A 17467-nucleotide genomic window follows, 5' to 3' on the forward strand; every position below is an offset into this window, starting at 1 on the left:
GAGACAGCCGTTAGCTGTCCGGCGAGACAGCCGGTAGCGGTCGGGAAAGACAGCCGGTAGCTGTCCGGCGAGACAGTATGAAGCGGTCGGGAGAGACAGTCGGAAGCTGTCGGGAGGCGACAGCCGACCGGCCGGGCAGGGGTCAGTGGCTGGGCGGGATGACCCGGAGATGGCCGCGCCGTCCGGTCTGCGGCCCGGAGTGCGGGTCGTGCTCGATCTCGTCCGGGCGGGGCGGTGCCGGTCGGGCCGCCTCGCGGACCGCCTCGGCGAGCGCCACCAGGTCGTCGGTGGTGGGCGGTGGCGGCTCGAACTCGCCCTCGTGCCGGACCACGTCCCAGCCCCGGGGTGCGGTCAGGCTCCGGGCGTGCGGCTCACAGAGGTCGTAGGTGTGCGGCTCGGCGAAGGCCGCGAGCGGACCCACCACGGCTGTGGACTCGTTGTAGACATAGGTCAGCGTGGCTACGGCCTGTCGGGGGCAGCCGTTGCGGGAGCAACGCCGTGGTGACCTCACGGCGGCACGGTATCTCCATTACCGGCTCCGCCACCACGCTTGGGCATGCGACACGCCGGTATCGGTGATCACATTCCGGGCGGCCCGCTTCCGACACGGCCGAATCCCCGAGCCGATCTTGATCTGACCGGGTCTACCCTGTCGTCGTGGGCGGTCGTCCACGACGAGTGAAGCGGGGTGCAGATGACCAGTCCGGAGAACCGCCGGCCGGGTTCCGGGCGCCGGTCGCACCGCGACCGGCACGGGCGCGGACTACGCGGCCGACTCGTTCCGGCCACCGTCCCGCTGGCCCGGACCAAATCGGAGATCTTCGACGACCTCGTCCTGGACACCGTGGAGACCCTGGAGCGCCGGTTCGCCAAGGAACTGGCCGGGGTCGAGTTCGCGGTCGAGGACGTGCCGCCGGACCTCAACGTCTACGACTCGGACGTACTGGAGGACGGCGAGGTGCCGCTGGCCCGACTGCTGCCCGGGCGCCCCGGTCGGCAGGAGGTGCCACCCCGGATCGTGCTCTACCGCCGCCCCCTGGAGTTCCGGGCGATAGACCGCGAGGACCTCGCCGACCTGGTGCACGATGTGATCATCGAGCAGGTCGCGAACCTGCTCGGCGTCGATCCCGACGAACTGGCCTGACGTCCCCCCGACGTCGGCCCCGTCGATCCCGACAGACCGCCGCCGACCCCCGCACGAAACGGTCGGCTGGCCTGACCCGGGCGGCCCCCACCACCCGGGCGCAGCCGGTCAGGCGACGCGACGCTTCAACTTGCGCCGTTCGCGTTCGGACAACCCGCCCCAGATCCCGAACCGTTCGTCGTGCCCGAGTGCGTATTCCAGACACTCGGCCTTGACCTCACACCGGGAGCAGATCCGCTTCGCCTCGCGGGTCGAGCCGCCCTTCTCGGGAAAGAAAGCCTCCGGATCGGTCTGCGAGCACAGCGCCCGCTCTTGCCACTCCGGAGCATTTCCGAGCAGGTCGGCCACCTCGAGTCGGCCGTCCATCCAGTTGCCTCCTTATCGCGCACCGGCGCGGCAGCCGGCGCAACCCCCCACGCGGAAGGCGTGTTTGTCCGCCCGGTAGCGATTTGATGCGCTCCGTACGAACGACCCCACTGAAATTACACGTGTGTTATACGTGCGTCGTCAAGCCGAACCTGCTAAGTGGAGACACCCCTGCCGCGTGCCCGGACGACTGTGGAGTCATCGGGTCTCGCAACACCTGCCCTATCGATTCAGACCCGGTGCGGGTAACGCCCGCTCGGCGAGTTGCGTCGGATATCCGGCGTGGCGCGGCCGGCGCGCCCGGCCCGAACCGTCCCACCACCGGTGGTCAGCCCGGCGGTGCCGGGGCCGGCGGGACGGGCCGCGCGGTCAGCCGGCGTACCCGTAGACGGTCGTCCGGGGCCGGGCCCGCCGGCCGGCCGCCGCCGCGATCCGCATCAGTTGGGCCACCGTACGCGCGGAGCCGTGGTCCGAGCCGGCCATCCGGGAGATCGTCTCCTCCATCAGCGTGCCGCCGAGATCGTTGCAGCCGCTGCGCAGCAGCTCGGCCGTACCGGAGTCGCCGAGTTTGACCCAGGAACACTGGATGTTGTCGATCCGGCCGTGCAGCAGCAGCCGGGCCATCGCGTGCACGACCCGATTTTCCCGCCAGGTGGGACCGGGTCGGGCGATGCCGGCAAGATAGATCGGCGCGTTGGTGTGTACGAACGGCAGCGCCACGAACTCGGTGAACCCGCCGGTACGGTCCTGCAACCCGGCCAGTACCCGGAAGTGGCCGAGCCACTGCCGAGGGTGGTCGACGTGGCCGTACATCATCGTGGAGCTGGACCGGATGCCCAGCTCGTGCGCGGTGCCGACCACCTCGACCCAGGTGGCGGCCGGCAGTTTGCCCTTGGTGAGCACCCAGCGCACCTCGTCGTCCAGGATCTCGGCAGCGGTACCCGGGATGGTGTCCAGCCCCGCGTCGCGCAACTCGGTCAGCCACTCCCGGACCGGTACGCCGGCCTTGGCCGCCCCGGTGACGATCTCCATCGGCGAGAAGGCGTGCACGTGCATGCCCGGCACCCGGGCCTTGATCGCCCGCACCAGGTCGGCGTACGCGGTGACCGGCAGCTTCGGGTCGATGCCGCCCTGCATGCAGACCTCGGTGGCGCCGGCCGCCCACGCCTGCTCGGCCCGGTCGGCGACCTGCTCGACCGAGAGCCGGTACGCGTCGGCGTCCCGCTCCCGCTGGGCGAACGCGCAGAACCGGCAGCCCACGTAGCAGACGTTCGAGAAGTTGATGTTGCGGTTGACGACGTACGTCACGTCGTCGCCGACGGCGGTCCGACGTACGTCGTCGGCGATCCGACAGAGCCGGTCCAGCGCCGCACCGTCGGCGCCGAACAGGGCCAGTGCCGCCGACTCGTGCCGGGGCTCCAGCAGCGCGGCCGGGTCGGCGGCGGCCAGCCGCAGCCCCGCCCGCAGGTCGGGATCACCGGCCGGCGTGCTCGGCACCACCCCGGCGTCGGCCCGGGGAGCCTGCGCCGGAACCGGGGCGGAAGTCGCCGGGACCCGGGCGCCGACCTCCGCCCAGTCGCCGTAGACGGAGTCGAAGTCGCCGCGCCGGTCACCGGTCCGGCCGGTGGTGTCGATGGTGGCGTGCAGGTCGGTCCGGCCGCCCGGCACGAAGGCGTCGTCCGGCTCCTGCCAGGGGCGGCCGACCGGACGGGCCGACTCGACCGCCAGCCCGGTGGCCGGGTCGGCGAGCGCGGCGACGTGCGCGGCCAGCCGGGGGTCCAGCCACGGGTCGCCACGCCGGACGTACTCCGGGTAGATCGTCAGCCGTTCCCGCAGGGTGAACCCGGCGGCGGCGGTACGCGCGGCCAGCTCGTCCAGGTGTGGCCAGGGCCGTTCCGGGTTGACGTGGTCCGGGGTCACCGGCGACACCCCGCCCCAGTCGTCGATGCCGGCCCGCAGCAGCAGGTCGTACTCCCCCTCGATGAGGTTCGGGGGTGCCTGGACCCGCGCGCCCGGCCCGAGCAGGATTCGGGCCACCGCCACGGTGGCGGCCAGGTCGTGCAACTCGGCGTCGGGCATCCCGCGCATCGCGGTGTCCGGCTTGGCCCGGAAGTTCTGCACGATCACTTCCTGGATGTGCCCGTACTCCCGGGCGGTACGCCGGATGGCGAAGAGCGAGTCGACCCGTTCGGCCGGCGTCTCGCCGATCCCGATCAGGATGCCGGTGGTGAACGGTACGGCCACCCGCCCGGCGTCGGCCAGCACCCGCAGCCGGACCGCCGGCTCCTTGTCCGGCGAGCCGTAGTGCGGCCCGCCCGGCTCGGACCAGAGCCGGGTGGCGGTGGTCTCCAGCATCATCCCCATGCTCGGCGCCACCGGCTTGAGCCGTTGCAGCTCGGCCCAGGAGAGCACCCCGGGGTTGAGGTGCGGCAGCAGGCCGGTCTCCTCCAGCACCGCGATCGCGCACGCCCGGAGGTAGTCCAGAGTCGAGTCGAAGCCCCGCTCGGTCAGCCACTGCCGGGCCTGCGGCCAGCGCTCCTCGGGCCGGTCGCCCAGGGTGAACAGCGCCTCCTTGCAGCCCTGCGCGGCGCCGGCCGCCGCGATCGCCAGCACCTCGTCCCGTTCGAGGTAGGCGGCGGGCAGCCGGTGCGGCACGGTGGCGAAGGTGCAGTAGTGGCAGCGGTCCTGACACAGCCGGGTCAGCGGGACGAAGACCTTCTTGGAGAAGGTGACCACGCCGGGCCGGCCGGCGTCGGCAAGTCCGGCGTCCCGGATCCGGCCGGCGACCGCCAACAGTTCGTCGAGGAACTCGCCGCGCGCGGCGAGCAGCGCGGTCGCCTCGTCCGGGTCGAGGGCCCGGCCCTCCGCCGCCCGCCGCAGCGCCCTGCGCAGACTCGCGACGGTCGGTTGGTCAGTCCCATCAGCCACTCGTGCAGCCTAGGCCGTACCGCGACGGGACCGCGCCCGCCGACACCGCGCAGGCGCCGGAGCCGGGGTGGCAACTGTCACACCCGCCGGGCGGCTCAGCGTGGCTGGGTCGGGTCGTCGTCCCGGTCCGCGGGCGGGGGCTGGCCGCCGGCCGACGGCTGCTGGCTGGCCGGGTTGATCCGCTGGGTACGGTCGGCGACCGCCGGCCCGCCCCGCTGCGGGATCACCTGGGTCCGCCCGGTCTCCTCCTCGGCCGGTTCCGCCGACGCACCGCCGGACGGGGTGACACCGGACGGGGTGGTGCCGACCGACGGCACCGGCCCGACCGACGGGGTCGCACCGACCGACGGGGCGGCCGACCCGGGGCGCGGTGCCGGCGGCGCCGAGGACGGCACCGCAGACGTGGGAGCCGGCGGCGCGGAGGACGGGGCCGGCGGGGCGGACGACGGTACCGGCGGGGCGTACCCGGACTGGCCGTGAGCGGTCGGCTGGCCGTAGACGGTGGGCTGGCCGTAGACGTGCGGGTCACCCGGTCCGGCCGGCGGATAGCCCTGGTACGGAACACCGGGCTGCCCGTACGCGCCCGGCTGGCCGTACGGCGCCTGCTGGCCGTAGGGCGAGGGCTGGCCGTACGGCTGCTGGGGCTGGCCGTAGAGGCCCGGCTGCGGTTTCGGCTTCGGCACGTGGAAGAGCACCCGCCACACCCGGAAGACCAGGAAGGCCGCCACCAGCAGCAGCGCGAACGCGCCGACGAAGACCAGGGTCCGGGTGAACGCCTGCCGGAACTGCGCCTCGGCCAGCAGACCGAAGATCCCGGCGAGCAGGGTGATGCCGCCGAACAGCACCGAGACGGCGTACTCGACGAGCGCCACCCGCGTGATCAGCCGGGCCTGCCCGACCACCGGCAGGACGTGCGTGGCGAGCAGCACCGCCAGCACCGGCAGCACGACCTGCTCCAGACCCACGAAGGCGTAGAAGGAACCCAGCGAGCGGTCCCCGAAGTCGGAGTTCTCCCAGCCGCCGAAGAACAGCTCGATCAGCCCGCTGAACAGGAAGAGGGCATTCGCCCCGACGAGCGCCAGCGCGATCAGGTCGCGCAGCGGCTTGGTTATCGAACTGGCCTGCGGCGCGTCGCTCGGCGCGGGCCCGGGCTGGCTGGTCAAGACTCCCCCTCAGGCGGTGACGGACTCCTGCGTCGCCTGAGCCTAGTCGGCCGGCCCGTCCGCCGCCCGTCCGGCGCGGATGGGCGAGGATGGAGGCCATGCACATCGCAGTATTGACCGGGGGCATCGGCGGTGCCCGCTTCCTGACCGGCGTCCGCGCGTACGCCCGGGAGGTCGGCGCCGAGGTGACCGCGATCGTGAACGTCGGTGACGACGTCGTCCTGCACGGCCTGAAGATCTGCCCGGACCTGGACAGCGTGCTCTACACGCTCGGCGGCGGGGCGGACCGGGAGCGGGGCTGGGGGCGGGCCGACGAGACCTGGACGGTCAAGGAGGAACTCGCCCGCTACGGCGCCGAGCCGACCTGGTTCGGCCTCGGTGACCGGGACGTGGCGACGCACCTGGTCCGGACCAGCATGCTGAACGCCGGCTACCCCCTCTCGGCGGTCACCGAGGCGCTCTGCGCCCGCTGGCAGCCCGGCGTACGCCTGCTGCCCGCCACCGACGACCGCCTGGAGACCCACGCGGTGGTGACCGATCCCGACGCGGACACCCCGGACGCCCAGCGGGCGATCCACTTCCAGGAGTGGTGGGTACGCCACCGGGGCGCACTGCCCACCTCGCGGTTCGTCTTCGTCGGCGCCGAGGCGGCCAAGCCGGCACCCGGGGTGCTCGACGCGCTCGCCGAGGCGGACGTGGTGCTGCTCGCCCCGAGCAACCCGGTGGTGAGCATCGCACCCGTGCTCGCCGTGGCCGAACTGCGGGACGCGCTGGTCGCCGGCCGTGCACCGGTGGTCGGAGTGTCGCCGATCATCGGCGGCGCCCCGGTACGCGGAATGGCCGACCGCTGCCTGGCGGTGCTGGGCGTGCCCTGCACCGCGGCCGGGGTGGGCGGGTTGTACGGCGCCCGGCCGACCGGTGGCATCCTGGATGCCTGGCTGGTGGACACCACCGACGCCGGGACCGAGGTCGAGGGGGTGACCGTGCGGGCGGCCCCGCTCTGGATGACCGACGAGGCGGCCACCGCGACCATGGTCCGGACGGCCGTGGAGTTGGCGTGAGAGACACCGTGGAGCCGCTGTGCGCGGCGTTGCGAAGCTGGGCGTGTGACCTGTGCCGGGAATCCGGCCGAGCAGCGAGGTCGTGGAGCTGGGATGAGACTTGAGGTGTTGCCGGTGCTCGGCATCGGCGACGTTACCGAGGGCGACGACCTGTCGGCGCTGATCGCGACCGCCGCGCCCTGGCTGCGGGACGGCGACGTGCTCGTGGTGACCAGCAAAATCGTCTCCAAGGCGGAGGGCCGGCTGGTCGACGTACCGGTCGACGGGCCGGAGCGGGAGGCGGCCCGCGCGGAGATCCTCGCCGGGGAGACCGCCCGGCCGGTGGCCCGGCGCGGCGGCACCCGGATCGTCCAGACGCACCACGGTTTCGTGATGGCCTCCGCCGGGATCGACGCCTCCAACGTGGACCGTTCCCGACTGGTCCTGCTGCCGAAGGACCCGGACGCCTCGGCCCGGGCGCTCCGGGCCGCGATCCGGGAGCGGCACGGTGCCGACGTGGCGGTCATCGTCTCGGACACGATGGGCCGGCCGTGGCGCAACGGCCTCACCGACGTCGCGCTCGGGGTCGCCGGGATGCCGGCGGTCCGCGACCACCGGGGCGAGGTCGACCCGTACGGCAACAAGCTGAACATCACCCAGATGGCCGTGGTCGACGAGTTGGCCGGAGCGGGCGAACTCGTGAAGGGCAAGTGCGACCAGGTGCCGGTGGCGGTGGTCCGGGGCTATCTCGGCGCGGCCGACCCGGACGACGGGCCGGGCGCGGCGGCGCTGGTCAGGGATGCCGAGCACGACCTGTTCGCCCTGGGTACCGCCGAGGCGCGGGCGGAGGGGCTGCGTGCCGCCGCCACCCTGTCCGAGTCGACGGTCGGCGGGCCGGTGCCGGTGCCCGTGCGGGGCGACACGGAGGCCGGGCCGGACCGGGCGGCAGTGGACCGGGCACTGCGTACGGTGGCCGGGGTGATCGCGCCCGGCACGCTCTGCACACTGGTCACCGACGACGCCCGGGTACGCGCCCGGCTCGGCGGCACCGTCCCGTCGCACGGGTACGCACACCGCGCACTGCTCGACTGTGCTCCGCCCGGTCCGGCCGGCATCGACCCCGGCGTGCTGATCCGGTTCGGGGCCGACCTGCACCGGCTGCGGGCCGCGCTGGCCGCCGAGGGCATCGGCTCCGCCGTACTGCCGGCGGGCTCGGGCGTTGTCGGGGTGACCCTGCTGCTCACCGCCGCACCGCACACCGCCCCCGGGCACTGACACCGGCAGCGGCTGCCCCTTGGGCGGCGCCGGTCAGGAGGTGAGGATCGTCCGGCCGAGGGGCGTGAGGCTGTGCAGCACGGTGTTGCGGTCCCGGTGACTGACCAGCAGTCCGGCGTTGCGCAACACGGTGGTGTGCTGGCTGGCCGCCGCCGCCGAGATGTGCAGCCGGCGGGCCACCTCGCCGGTGGAGCAGCCGTCACCGACCACCTCCAGTACCCGGGCCCGGGTCCGGCCGATCAGCGCGGCGAGCGCGTTGCGGGTGTCCTTGCGGCCGATCGCCAGTTCCGGACCGCCGCCCTCGCCGGGCGCCGGGGTCAGCCCGCCGAGCCGGTCGACCGGGTAGACCAGCACCGGCGGCAGTTCGGGGTCGAGCAGGGTCACCGGGATACGGGCACAGAAGAACGACGGCACCAGCAGCAGTCCCCGCCCGTCGAGGTGCAGTTCCCGGTCGGCCGGATAGTCCGGCACCTCCAGCAGTCCCGACTCCCAGCGCATCGCCGGGCGCAGGCTGGCCAGCAGCCCTTCGGTACCGCCGTCGAGCAGCGCGCGGGCCCGACGTAGCCGGTCGGCCTCCACCGCCGCCTGGATCCGGTCCCAGTACGGCTCGATCGCGGTCGCCTGGTAGACCCGCATCGAGTCGGTCAGGTGCTCCAGCACGTCGACGTCGCCCCTGGCCATCGCGCTCGCCGAACTGGGCAGCGGCAGCGGGCTCTCGCCGGCCAGTACGTTCAGGTCCCGCTCCAGCGCGGCGACCGGCGTGGAGCGTACGGCGTCGAGCCCCGCCGCCAGGCCGTACATGCTGTGGTAGGGGGTCAGGAAGTCGGGGAAGTAGCCCCGGGGCGGATTGAGCGCGAGCAGCAGCCGCAACTGGCCCGGTACGGTGTCCCGGCGCAGCCCGCCCGACACGCCCCGGCGCCAGCCCGCCATCATCGGGTCCCGGCTGCGGCCCTGCAACAGGTGCAGGCTGAGGACCAGTTCCCAGACCTCGTCTGCGCCGGGTGCGACACGGGTCCGGGCAATGTCCTCGCTGGAGAAAAAGATCCGCAGCATGGCACGCACTCCCCGATCGCCGGGAGGGGTTGCCCGGCAACCATTCGCACTCTACCGGGCGCCATCCACCAGCGTCTTTCAGCATGAGCTGAAATTCCTCGACGGCCGACAGAGCCACCGGGCATGCTCAGTGCGCCGACATCGGGGTCACTGGCGTCCTGGACGCTGGACGACCCTACGGCATGCCGGGGGCAGGGGAGGAACGCGGCACCCGGACAGCCGCCACGAGGGTTCGCGGATCACTCATCCGCGGAGGGTGCTGTCCGGGTTGTCGCTTTCCCGGCCGCCCCGCCGCGATCAGTCCGCCTGCCGCGAGGCGATCAGCCGCCTGCCGCAATCAGTCGCCCCGACGCGATCAGCCTCCCGCCGCGATCAGCAGCGCGACCCGATGGTCCTCGTCGGTGACGTAGTAGCGGGCACCGTCCAGTTCGGTCAGCCCTTCGACGTTGTGCAGCGGTGCGAGGTCCGCCACCAGTTCGCCGGGCACCGTGGACCCGGCAACCGCAGACCCGGCAACGGACCCGGCAACCGTGGACCGGGCAAAGGACCCGGCAACCGTGGACCCGGCAACCGCGTCGGCCGGCCAGCCGAACCGGACGTGCCGGCTGGTCACGTCCCCGCCGGTCGGATGGTCGTCGAGCAGCACCGAACGCTTGCCCAGCGCGTCGATCGAGCCGACCACCGCGTCGAACCCGCCGTCGTACCGGGCCGACAGCGCCCGGAACCCGGTCAGTTCGCCGGGCCGGGTCACCCCGGTCAACGCGTACGCCCCGACGACCCGGGGCCAGCTCCGCCGGTCGAACATCCCGGCCAGGTCCGCCAACTCGACCAGGATCGGTTCGCCCCGCCCGGTCACCGGAAACCGCAGCCCGAGCAGCACGGTACCGGCCGGGGTGAAGGCCGCCGCCTCCACGTTGACCGGCAGGTCGTCCTCGGCCAGCCGGCCGGCCCAGCTCTTGGCCCGGGCGGTACCCCGGTCCCGGGTCGCGGCGATGAACAGGTGCCGTACCTGCTCGCCCGCCGGCAGCACCCCGATGCCGGCGGCCACCAGTGCGTCGTTCACCGCGCGGTGCAGCCGGAACTGGTTGCGTACCACGTGCAGCCGGGGCAGCGGGCCGGCCGCCTCGGCCTCCCGGAACCGGGCCACGAAGGCCCGCCTCGGCCGCAGCGGCCCACGCTTCGAGCCGAAGTGCGAGCCGAAGACGTAGATCCAGCCGTCGTGCCGGGCCAGCGCCTCGCCGTCCCCGGTCCGGCCGTTCTCCGCCCCGGCGTCCATCGGCAGGTGCACGGTCGACCACCCGCCGTCGTACCGCTCGACCAGCAGGGCCAGGCAGTGCTCGACCGGCCCCTCGTCGAGTACGGTCCAGAACGCCCGCCGGGCGCCGTACGCGGCGAGCACCTCGGGGGCGTGTACCGGCAGCAGGTCGCTCGCCTCGTTACCGGCGACCGCCAACTCGACCGTCTGCGGAAGGCACGTCATACCGATCATGCTACGAGCCACTGACTAGGGTGACGCTGTGCCCGATGCCCTGTACGACGACGCGACGGCCCTGCTCACCGGCTGGCGACCGCCGACCGCCGAGGCGGCTGCCGCCCTGGACCGGACGCTGCGGCTGCTCCGCGAGGCCGGTCCGGCGGCGATGACCCGCGCACACCGGGCCGGCCACGTCACGGCCAGCGCGCTGGTGCTGGACGCGACCGGAACCCGGGTGCTGCTCTGCCTGCACGGCCGGTTCCGCCGTTGGGTGCAGCTCGGCGGGCACTGCGAGCCCGGCGACGGGACGCTGGCCGGGGCGGCGCTGCGGGAGGCGACCGAGGAGTCCGGGATCTCCGGGCTGTGGCTCGACCCGACCCCGATCGACCTGGACATCCACGAGGTCTCCTGCCAGGGCGGCTCGCTGCACTACGACGTACGGTTCGCCGCGGTCGCCCCGGCCGGCGCGGTCGAGCGGGTCAGCCCGGAGTCGGTGGAACTCGGCTGGTTCCCGCCGGACGCCCTGCCGGCGCCGCTGGCCGGCGCCACCGCGCAACTGGTGGCACCGGCACTCGCCGCCTTCGCCCGCCGCGCCGCACCCGCACCCGCACCCGCGTCCGAGACGTCCACCGTCGGCCGCTGACGTCCTCCGCTGCCGGCCGCTGGCGCCCACCACCGGCCGGTGACGTCCACCGTCGGTCGCTGACCCCGCTGGGAGGGCGCGGGCGGAAGGGCGTGTTACAGGTAGGGGTGTGCCTCCTGGGCCTCCAGCGCCGCGACGATCTCCTTGACCTCCTGGGCCCGGGACCGGGCACAGACGAAGAGTGCGTCCGGCATGTCGACCACCACCGTGTCCTGGACTCCCAGGGTCACCACCAGCCGGCCGGACTGGGTCACCACCACGGTGCGCTCGGTGTCCCGGAGCACGACCTCGCCGGCCGGCGGACCGCCGTCGGGCCCCTCCCGGAGTACCACGTTGCTCGCGTCGTCGCCGGTCAGTGCCTCGCCGAGGGTGTGGAAGTCGCCGACGTCGTTCCAGCGGAAGTCGGCCGGCACGGTGGCGACCAGGCCGCGCTCCGCCGCCCCCTCCATCACCGCGAAGTCCACCGAGATCTTGGTCAGTCGCGGCCAGATCCGGTCCAGCACCGCCTGCTGCTCCGGGGTGTGCCAGGCGGCGGCGATCTCGGTCAGCCCGGCGTACAGCTCCGGCTGCTGCCGGGCCAGCTCGCCGAGGAAGACGTCGACCCGCCAGACGAACATCGACGCGTTCCAGTAGAACCGGCCGGACTCGACGTACTTGACCGCGAGGTCGTACTCCGGCTTCTCCTTGAACCGGACGACCTGGCGGGCCGGGCCGCCGCCGATCGGCTCGCCCGACTCGAGGTAGCCGTAGCCGGTCTCCGGGTGCGTCGGCGTGATGCCGACCGCCACCATCAGCCCGTCCTCGGCGGTCGCGATCGCCGCCCCGAGCACCTCCAGGAAGCGCGTCTGGTCACCGACCACGTGGTCGGCGGAGAAGGCGCCCATCACGGCGTCCGGGTCCCGCTGCGCGATGATCGCGGCGGCCAGCCCGATGGCCGCGCACGACTCCCGCCGGGACGGCTCGACCAGGACGTTCTCCTCGGGTACGTCCGGCAGTTGCCGGGCCACCGCGACCGCGTGCGCGGCACCGGTGACCACGTACGTGGTGTCCGGGCCGGCCAGTGGGCGCACCCGGCGTACGGTCGCCTGGAGCAGTGATTCGTCCGATCCGGTCAGCGGGAGGAGAAATTTGGGGCGGCCGGCGCGCGAGAGTGGCCACAGACGCGTGCCACTGCCGCCGGCCGGGATCACGGCGTAGAACATCGCCACATCATGCCCGAGAGGTCAGGTGCCGGGCGCACACACCGTCTGATACCACCCGATTTCCGCCGCACGCTCCGGAATCACGGCTCACGCGCGGGCCCGGCCCCAGGCCGCCAGGTGCACCTCGGCGCTGGACTCCCAGGTGAACTCCTTGGCCCGGTCGAAGCCCGCCTTGGCCAGCGAGAGCCGCCGCGCCTCGTCGTCCAGCAGCGCGCCGAGGTCGGTCGCGATCTGCTGCGGATCCTCGCTGGTGTACGCGACCGCGTCGCCGCCCACCTCCGGCAGCGACAGCCGGGGCGTGGTCAGCACCGGGGCGGCGCAGGCCATCGCCTCCAGGATCGGCAGGCCGAAGCCCTCGCCGTACGACGGGTAGGCGGCGACCAGCGCACCGCCGAGGAAGCCCGGCAGGTCGGCGTAGCGCAGGTAGCCCGGGCGGAGCAGCCGCAGGTGCGCCGGTACGTCGGCGACCGCCTGGTCGATGTCGTCGTCGTGCCCCTGGCCACCGGCGATCACCAGGGCCGGCGGCTCCGGCCGGTCCTTGACCGCCAGCACCCAGCCCCGGATCAGGTTCGGCACGTTCTTGCGCGGCTCCTTGGAGCCGAGGAACGCCACGTAGTTGTGCCCGCCCAGGCCGAGCCGGGCGCGTACCCGGGCCTTCTCCTCGTCGCTCGGCGCGTGGAACGCCGCCTGGTCGACCCCGTGGTAGGCGACGTCGATCCGGGTCGGGTCGGCGTCCAGCAGCCGGATCAGCTCGTCCCGGGTCGCCTTGCTCGGCACGATCACCCGGTCGGCCCGGCGCAGCGAGGTCTTGATCGCGCTGCGGAAGAAGGTCCGGCGCGACTTGTCGTAGTGCTCCGGCTCGGTGAAGAAGGTCGCGTCGTGGACGGTGACCGTCACCGGGCAGCCGGCCCGGAGCGGACAGGTGTAGAACGGCGAGTGCAGCACCTGCGCGCCGACCTGCTGGGCCAGCAGCGGGAGCCCGGTCTGCTCCCAGGCGAGCCGGGCCGGCCGGTGCGCCACCGCCGCCGGTGCCGGGATCACCTCGGCGGCCGGCAGCATCCGGGAGTATCGCTCGGCGTCGGTGCGCAGGCCGACCACGGCCAGTTCCAGGCCCGGCCCGATCACCTTGCCCAGGGCGCCGAGCAGGCCGTCGACGTATCTACCGACGCCGCCCCGGTCGCCGGGGACACTGGTGGCGTCAATGAGCACGCGGGGCGGACGACCGGCGGTCACTGGGCAACTCCTCGACTGGGTGTGATGTGGGGAACAACACTGACGCCAAGCCTACGCCGCGCCGGACCGGACGCGTCGACTGCGACCCGTCGGGCAACTGTCTTTCCGGTGACTCCGACAGGTACGCGACGGGGCTGTGACGGTGGGTGCCGGCAGCACCGCGAACCGGTCCGAGATCACGACCGTCCCGGCCTCGGCGAGCACTGTCGCGTCGGCCCCGGAGAGCACTGTCGCGTCGGCCCCGGAGATCACCGGCGCGGGCCGTCCGGGTCGGTATCGTCGCGGGCGATGACCGAGAAGATTGCCGGGCTGTTCGCCGCCGCCATCGCCGCCGATCCGACCCGACCGCTGCTGACCTGGTACGACGACGCGACCGGAGACCGCACCGAACTCTCCGGCGCGACCCTGGCCAACTGGGTGGCCAAGACCGCCAACCTGCTGGTCGACTCGGCCGGACTCGCCCCGGGCGACTCCGCCGGGGTGCTGTTGCCGCCGCACTGGCAGACCGCCGCCGTCCTGCTCGGCTGCTGGTCGACCGGCCTGTCCGTCTTCGGCGCCCGGCCCGACGACACGGACGGGCAGCCGGTCGACGTGCTCTTCGCCGCCGCCGACCGGGTCGACGAGGCGACCGACTGGCCGGCCGGTGACCGGTACGCCCTCGCGCTCGCACCGCTCGCCGCCCCGGTCCGGCAGCTCCCCTCCGGCTGGGCCGACTATGTGGTCGAGGTACGCGGGCACGGCGACCACTTCAGGCCGTACCCGGGGGCCGGGCCGCAGGATCCGGTACTCGCCGACCTGGCCGCCGACCGTGCCGCCGAGCTGGGCATCGGAGCCGGTGAGCGGGTACTCGTCGACGCCGCCCGGCACCCGGATCCGGTCGACTGGCTGCTCGCCCCGCTGGCCGCCCGGGCCAGCGTGGTGCTCTGCGGAAATCTCGACCCGGCCCGGCTCGCCGACCGGGCCGAGACGGAGAAGGTAACGGTCCGGTTGACGTAACCCACGTCACACTCCAGCGGTCCCCGAAGCGGGCTGGTGATCGACTCCGCCAGCGGTCCTAGGAGCGGTCGGCGGCCCGTTGCCGGGCGAACCGTTCGAAGGCGACCAGCGACTCCGGGTTGACCAGTGCGCCGGTGGCGGCGGCCGAGTCCACCGCCGCACCGGTGAGGATCTTCTTCACCGGCACCTCCAGCTTCTTCGCCGACAGCGTCCTCGGCACCGCGCCGACCTGGTGGATCTCGTCCGGTACGTGCCGGGGCGACAGCCCGGTACGCAGTTCCCGGGTGATCCGCCCGGTCAGCGCCGTGTCCAGCGTCACCCCCTCGGCGAGTACGACGAAGAGCAGCAGCTCCCCCGCGCCGCCCTCGTCGTCCTCCAGGTGCACCACCAGCGAGTCGGTCACCTCCGGCAGCCCCTCCACCACGGAGTAGAACTCGGCGGTGCCGAGGCGTACGCCGCCCCGGTTCAGGGTGGCGTCGGAGCGGCCCGTGATCACACAACTGCCCCGCTCGGTGACGGTGATCCAGTCACCGTGCCGCCACACCCCGGGATAGACGTCGAAGTACGCCTCCCGGTAGCGGCTGCCGTCCGGGTCGTTCCAGAACCCGACCGGCATGCTCGGCATCGGCGCGGTGATCACCAGTTCGCCGAGCTGGCCGATCACCGGGTCGCCGTCGGCCGAGCGCGCCTCCACCCGGGCGCCCAGGCAGCGGCAGGTGATCTCACCGGCGACGACCGGCAGCAGCGGCACGCCGCCGACGAAACCGGTACAGACGTCGGTGCCGCCGGAGATCGAGTCGAGCCGCAGGTCGGCGCCGACGGAGTCGTACACCCAGCGGAAGCCCTCGGCCGGCAGCGGCGCACCGGTCGAACCGACCCCGCGCACGGCGGACAGGCCGGTCAGTTCCGCCGGGCGCAGCCCGGCCTTGCGGCAGGCCAGCAGGAACGGTGCCGAGGTGCCGAAGTAGGTGGTGCCGGTTTCGGCGGCGAGCCGCCACAGCGTGCCCAGGTCGGGCTCGGCCGGCCGGCCCGGCTCGGCCCGGACCGCCGGGTTGCCGTCGAAGAGCACGATCGCCGCGCCCACCGCCGGGCCGGAGACCAGGAAGTTCCACATCATCCAGCCGGTGGTGGTGAACCAGAGGAACCGGTCGGCCGGGCCGAGGTCGTGGTGCAGCGCCAGCATCTTCAGGTGTTCGAGCAGGATGCCGCCGTGCCCGTGCACGATCGGCTTCGGCAGCCCGGTGGTGCCGGAGGAGTAGAGCACGTAGAGCGGGTGGTCGAAGGGCACCGCCGCGAAGGTCAGCGGCTCGTCGGTCTCGGCCGCCAGGTCCGCCCAGGTCAGCGCCCCGTCCGGCGGCGCGGCGTCCGGCTCCAGATAGGGCAACACCACCGTGTGTACGAGCGACGGCAGCTCGGCCCGGATCGTCGCCAGCTCGGCGCGGCGGTCGACGGGCCTGTCGCCGTACCGGTAGCCGTCGACCGCCACCAGCACGGTCGGGGCGATCTGCCGCCAGCGGTCGAGCACACTCCGGGTGCCGAACTCGGGGGCGCAGGAGGAGAAGATCGCCCCGAGGCTGGCGGTGGCCAGCATCAGCACGAACGTCTCGGGGATGTTCGGGGCGTACGCCGCCACCCGGTCGCCCGGGCCGACGCCGAGGCGGACCAGTCCGGCCCGCACCCGGCGCACCTGCTCACGCAGTTCGGCGGCGGTCAGGGTGACCGGGGCGCGGGTCTGGCTGTACGCGATCACCACCGGCTCGTCGTCGGCGAGGCCGGGCATCCGGAGTACGTGCTCGGCGTAGTTGAGGGTGGCGCCGGGGAACCATCGGGTACCGGGCATCGAGGTGTCGACAAGCGTCGCGGTCGGCTCGGTGTACGCCTTGACCTCGAAGTAGTCCCAGATCGAGCGCCAGAACCCGGCGAGGTCGGTGACCGACCAGCGCCACAGCGCGGCGTAGTCGTCGAAGTCGAGGCCCCGGTGGCGGCTCAGCCAGCGCAGGTAGTCGCCGATCCGGGACCGGTCGTCGTCGGCCGGTGGCGGCGTCCAGAGCACCTCGCCGTCCATGGTCCTGCTCCTCCCCTAGCGCCCGCACGCCGATGTGCTGGGCCCGGTCGCCATACTGCCGTACCCCGACCCGCAATTCTGCGCCCGGAGCCCGCCGCCGGTACGCGTGCCCGACCCACACTGACCGGCGCCGGATCATGTGGGACGGCCCCGGGCGGTGTCGTGGCGGGGCGGCAGGTCGGGGTGGCCGGTCGGGTCAGCCGGTGACGGAAGGGTCGGCGGTGCTCCGGTGGGCCTGGATCGCCTTCCGCTTGGCCAGCCGGTGTGCCCGGCGGATCTCCGCCTCGCGGAACCGCCGCTCGTCCTCGGCGGTCTGCGGCAGCACCGGGCGTACCGGGCGGGGGTTGCCGGCCACGTCCACCCCGACGAAGACCAGATAGGCGGTGGCCACCAGGATCGGGTCGTCCTCGGCGCTGTCCCAGCGCTCGGCGACCACCCGGACCCCGACCTCCATCGAGGTCTGCCCGGTCCAGTTGACCTGGGCGTGCGCGTGCACCAGGTCGCCGACCCGGACCGGCTCGGCGAAGACGATCTCGTCGATGGCGGCGGTCACCGCCGTACCGCCGGAGTGCCGGGCCGCCGAGGCGCCGGCCACGTCGTCGACGAACTTCATCAGCACGCCGCCGTGCACCGTGCCGTAGAGGTTCACGTCGACGGCTGTCATGATCCGGCTCAGCGTCACCCGCGAGTACGAGGTCGGCTTGCCGGCCGGCGGAGGCGAGAACTGCTCGGTCATGCCGGCAACGGTACGGCCGGACCCCCTGCCGGCGCCCCCGCCGGTGACGCTGGTTACCCCGGACACCCCGGTCACCTGACAGTGACAGTCAGCAAGATCGATTCAGACGCGCCAGTGCAGGCTGCTCAACGGCCGCCAAGGCGGTACGG

At 73.3% G+C, this 17467-nt stretch carries 15 protein-coding genes; 5 read left to right on the top strand and 10 right to left on the bottom strand.

All coding sequences use genetic code 11. The annotated features are described in order from the left end of the window. Positions 1-142: 142 nt before the first annotated feature. On the bottom strand, positions 143-511 hold the full coding sequence (locus Pen02_RS21535) for a DUF3499 domain-containing protein (protein ID WP_203867900.1): 369 nt from the start codon (positions 509-511) through the stop codon (positions 143-145). A 183-nt stretch (positions 512-694) separates the two neighbouring features. On the opposite strand from Pen02_RS21535, the gene Pen02_RS21540 reads away from it, so the two are divergent. Further along, positions 695-1144 (top strand): metallopeptidase family protein, encoded by a 450-nt coding sequence (locus tag Pen02_RS21540; RefSeq protein ID WP_101367925.1) that lies wholly within the window; start codon positions 695-697, stop codon positions 1142-1144. A 108-nt stretch (positions 1145-1252) separates the two neighbouring features. Here Pen02_RS21540 and Pen02_RS21545 read toward each other — a convergent pair whose 3' ends face one another. From Pen02_RS21545 to Pen02_RS21555, 3 genes are all read right to left on the bottom strand, one after another. Next, a complete protein-coding gene (locus Pen02_RS21545; RefSeq protein WP_101367926.1) occupies positions 1253-1510 on the bottom strand; it encodes a WhiB family transcriptional regulator in 258 nt (85 codons plus the stop codon). Between the two features lie 369 nt (positions 1511-1879). Continuing rightward, positions 1880-4438, bottom strand: coding sequence for a bifunctional FO biosynthesis protein CofGH (locus Pen02_RS21550; protein WP_203867901.1), 2559 nt, complete (start codon positions 4436-4438; stop codon positions 1880-1882). A gap of 95 nt (positions 4439-4533) precedes the next feature. After that, positions 4534-5601 carry a hypothetical protein gene (locus Pen02_RS21555; RefSeq protein ID WP_203867902.1) on the bottom strand — a complete coding sequence of 356 codons (1068 nt, stop codon included), beginning with the start codon at positions 5599-5601 and terminating at the stop codon, positions 4534-4536. Between the two features lie 98 nt (positions 5602-5699). Between Pen02_RS21555 and cofD the strand changes: the two genes are divergently transcribed. Both cofD and Pen02_RS21565 read left to right on the top strand, forming a co-directional pair. After that, on the top strand, positions 5700-6662 hold the full coding sequence (cofD, locus tag Pen02_RS21560) for a 2-phospho-L-lactate transferase (RefSeq protein WP_203867903.1): 963 nt from the start codon (positions 5700-5702) through the stop codon (positions 6660-6662). A gap of 93 nt (positions 6663-6755) precedes the next feature. Next, complete coding sequence (locus Pen02_RS21565) at positions 6756-7916, top strand: coenzyme F420-0:L-glutamate ligase (RefSeq protein WP_203867904.1); 1161 nt, start codon at positions 6756-6758, stop codon at positions 7914-7916. Between the two features lie 33 nt (positions 7917-7949). Here the strand turns inward: Pen02_RS21565 and Pen02_RS21570 are convergent, their stop codons facing one another. Both Pen02_RS21570 and Pen02_RS21575 read right to left on the bottom strand, forming a co-directional pair. Further along, positions 7950-8969, bottom strand: a complete 1020-nt coding sequence (locus tag Pen02_RS21570) for an ArsR/SmtB family transcription factor (protein ID WP_203867905.1) — start codon at positions 8967-8969, stop codon at positions 7950-7952. A 355-nt stretch (positions 8970-9324) separates the two neighbouring features. Next, positions 9325-10449, bottom strand: coding sequence for a hypothetical protein (locus Pen02_RS21575; RefSeq protein ID WP_203867906.1), 1125 nt, complete (start codon positions 10447-10449; stop codon positions 9325-9327). 37 nt (positions 10450-10486) lie between these two features. Between Pen02_RS21575 and Pen02_RS21580 the strand changes: the two genes are divergently transcribed. Further along, the gene (locus Pen02_RS21580) at positions 10487-11086 is read left to right on the top strand and encodes an NUDIX hydrolase (RefSeq protein WP_239141062.1); all 600 of its coding nucleotides are present in this window, start codon (positions 10487-10489) and stop codon (positions 11084-11086) included. Between the two features lie 95 nt (positions 11087-11181). Here the strand turns inward: Pen02_RS21580 and Pen02_RS21585 are convergent, their stop codons facing one another. Both Pen02_RS21585 and Pen02_RS21590 read right to left on the bottom strand, forming a co-directional pair. Then, complete coding sequence (locus Pen02_RS21585; RefSeq protein WP_203867907.1) at positions 11182-12288, bottom strand: mannose-1-phosphate guanylyltransferase; 1107 nt, start codon at positions 12286-12288, stop codon at positions 11182-11184. A gap of 87 nt (positions 12289-12375) precedes the next feature. Next, entirely contained in the window at positions 12376-13521 is a 1146-nt protein-coding gene (locus Pen02_RS21590; protein ID WP_203867908.1) for a glycosyltransferase family 4 protein, read from the bottom strand. Between the two features lie 288 nt (positions 13522-13809). Between Pen02_RS21590 and Pen02_RS21595 the strand changes: the two genes are divergently transcribed. Beyond that, positions 13810-14517, top strand: a complete 708-nt coding sequence (locus tag Pen02_RS21595; RefSeq protein WP_203867909.1) for a TIGR03089 family protein — start codon at positions 13810-13812, stop codon at positions 14515-14517. 58 nt (positions 14518-14575) lie between these two features. Here Pen02_RS21595 and Pen02_RS21600 read toward each other — a convergent pair whose 3' ends face one another. Together Pen02_RS21600 and Pen02_RS21605 are read right to left on the bottom strand one after the other, a co-directional pair. Then, a complete protein-coding gene (locus Pen02_RS21600) occupies positions 14576-16582 on the bottom strand; it encodes an acetoacetate--CoA ligase (protein ID WP_203867910.1) in 2007 nt (668 codons plus the stop codon). A 196-nt stretch (positions 16583-16778) separates the two neighbouring features. After that, positions 16779-17318, bottom strand: coding sequence for an acyl-CoA thioesterase (locus Pen02_RS21605; RefSeq protein ID WP_203867911.1), 540 nt, complete (start codon positions 17316-17318; stop codon positions 16779-16781). Positions 17319-17467: the final 149 nt, after the last annotated feature.

Source organism: Plantactinospora endophytica (assembly GCF_016862915.1).
Lineage (GTDB): Bacteria > Actinomycetota > Actinomycetes > Mycobacteriales > Micromonosporaceae > Plantactinospora > Plantactinospora endophytica.

Bases quoted from the DNA above. Each gene is read 5' to 3' on its own strand.
- Pen02_RS21540 (WP_101367925.1), top strand. From the start codon at position 695: ATGACCAGTCCGGAGAACCGCCGGCCGGGTTCCGGGCGCCGGTCGCAC.
- Pen02_RS21545 (WP_101367926.1), bottom strand. From the start codon at position 1,510: ATGGACGGCCGACTCGAGGTGGCCGACCTGCTCGGAAATGCTCCGGAG.
- cofD (WP_203867903.1), top strand. From the start codon at position 5,700: ATGCACATCGCAGTATTGACCGGGGGCATCGGCGGTGCCCGCTTCCTG.
- Pen02_RS21565 (WP_203867904.1), top strand. From the start codon at position 6,756: ATGAGACTTGAGGTGTTGCCGGTGCTCGGCATCGGCGACGTTACCGAG.
- Pen02_RS21570 (WP_203867905.1), bottom strand. From the start codon at position 8,969: ATGCTGCGGATCTTTTTCTCCAGCGAGGACATTGCCCGGACCCGTGTC.
- Pen02_RS21575 (WP_203867906.1), bottom strand. From the start codon at position 10,449: ATGACGTGCCTTCCGCAGACGGTCGAGTTGGCGGTCGCCGGTAACGAG.
- Pen02_RS21585 (WP_203867907.1), bottom strand. From the start codon at position 12,288: ATGTTCTACGCCGTGATCCCGGCCGGCGGCAGTGGCACGCGTCTGTGG.
- Pen02_RS21595 (WP_203867909.1), top strand. From the start codon at position 13,810: ATGACCGAGAAGATTGCCGGGCTGTTCGCCGCCGCCATCGCCGCCGAT.
- Pen02_RS21600 (WP_203867910.1), bottom strand. From the start codon at position 16,582: ATGGACGGCGAGGTGCTCTGGACGCCGCCACCGGCCGACGACGACCGG.
- Pen02_RS21605 (WP_203867911.1), bottom strand. From the start codon at position 17,318: ATGACCGAGCAGTTCTCGCCTCCGCCGGCCGGCAAGCCGACCTCGTAC.